This window comes from Herbiconiux daphne (assembly GCF_024979295.1).
GTDB lineage: Bacteria > Actinomycetota > Actinomycetes > Actinomycetales > Microbacteriaceae > Herbiconiux > Herbiconiux daphnes.
The window spans coordinates 1-611 of record NZ_JANLCJ010000540.1; the positions used below are offsets into that span (position 1 = coordinate 1).

The following is a 611-nucleotide window of genomic DNA, read 5'->3' on the forward strand; positions in this document are numbered from 1 at the left end:
AAATCAGATTACGAAGTTTGGTGGTAATAAACCTATTTCTTACAATGGTGCAGAAGATAATATCATTGCTTACGCCATTCAACCGATGCCTTTTGATTACCAGTATGACCATCCTTTCAATATCCTTGGAACTCAGGATGGACTTTACTTACTGGAAGATCAACATTGGGAGAATATCAGTTACTGGCAACCTATCGCTAGTTCTGAGAAAAAGGCATCAGCCACCATAACTTCTCACCCACTCATGACTGGTTTGGGTTTATCAGAAAACCAGTTAACATTGAAGGTTGGACAATCTCATGACTTCTATGCAGAGATTACTCCTGACCACGTTAAGAAACAGAACCTGAAATGGACACTAACTCCGTCAGGTATTGGTTCTATTAGGATTGATCCAAACGATCCTAAACACATGACCTTCACAGCAATCAATACACCTATCTCTGGAGTGTTGAGTGTTTCTAACACAGATGATACTTTGAATGATTTCTGTTCTATCAATATTATCCCTAATGTTGATGCTCTATCATTCGACAAAACTGTTTACGATATCCGTCGCTACAACACATCTAGTACAACTAAACCACCTGCTGCTAATTACACAGTGAGTC

The 611-nt window shown here is 39.1% G+C and carries 1 protein-coding gene; it reads left to right on the forward strand.

Annotated features, from left to right (window positions below):
* A partial coding sequence (locus N1032_RS26330; protein WP_259543599.1) for a hypothetical protein occupies nt 1–611 on the forward strand: 611 nt, incomplete at both ends.